The following is a 626-nucleotide window of genomic DNA, read 5'->3' on the forward strand; positions in this document are numbered from 1 at the left end:
GCGCTGCGCAAGCTCAAGCACCCGAGCAGGTCGCGCAAGCTGCGCAGCTTCCTGGATAGCTGAGACTTACCGATGCAAAGAGTTCAAGGGCGCCAATGGCGCCCTTTTTTGTTGTGCGACGCACTCTTGCGGGCCAGGCCCTTCGGGAGGATAATTTCGGTGTCGGATGCATTTTCTGGGCGACAACCCGGATGCCCGCCCCGGCGAAGCCGCCGTGCTCCGTGGCCCCGGAGGGAGGTGTGCCATGACAAGCTACATCGTGCTGATGAACTGGACGGAGCAGGGTGCCAGGAACATACGCGAGTCACCGAAGCGGCTCGACGCCGCCAGGAGGCAACTGGGAGACATGGGCGGGTCGTTCAAAGCGTTCTACCTGACCATGGGCGAATACGATATGGTGGCTGTGGTCGAAGCGCCCGACGACGCGGTGCTGGCGCGCTTCTCGCTGATGCTGGCGGCAGCGGGCAATGTCAGGACGCGGACGCTGAAGGCCTTTCCCGAACTAGCCTACCGCGAGATCATCACCTCGCTCGGGTGAAGGAATCGGCAGGGTTTCTCGAACGGCGCTGGTTGGTGCCGGCCTGGTTGCGCTTTGCCGCAAGACAGGGCGCTTCGGCGTGATAGAA

1 protein-coding gene is annotated in these 626 nt (G+C 62.9%); it reads left to right on the top strand.

The features are described 5' to 3' along the window. Window positions 1-244: 244 nt before the first annotated feature. Window positions 245-538 carry a GYD domain-containing protein gene (locus EN939_RS36990; protein WP_127271340.1) on the top strand — a complete coding sequence of 98 codons (294 nt, stop codon included), beginning with the start codon at window positions 245-247 and terminating at the stop codon, window positions 536-538. Window positions 539-626 lie beyond the last annotated feature (88 nt).

The organism is Mesorhizobium sp. M7A.F.Ca.CA.002.05.1.1 (assembly GCF_003998335.1).
GTDB lineage: Bacteria > Pseudomonadota > Alphaproteobacteria > Rhizobiales > Rhizobiaceae > Mesorhizobium.

Excerpts from the sequence above, each read along its gene's own strand:
- EN939_RS36990 (WP_127271340.1), top strand. The coding sequence starts at position 245 with ATGACAAGCTACATCGTGCTGATGAACTGGACGGAGCAGGGTGCCAGG.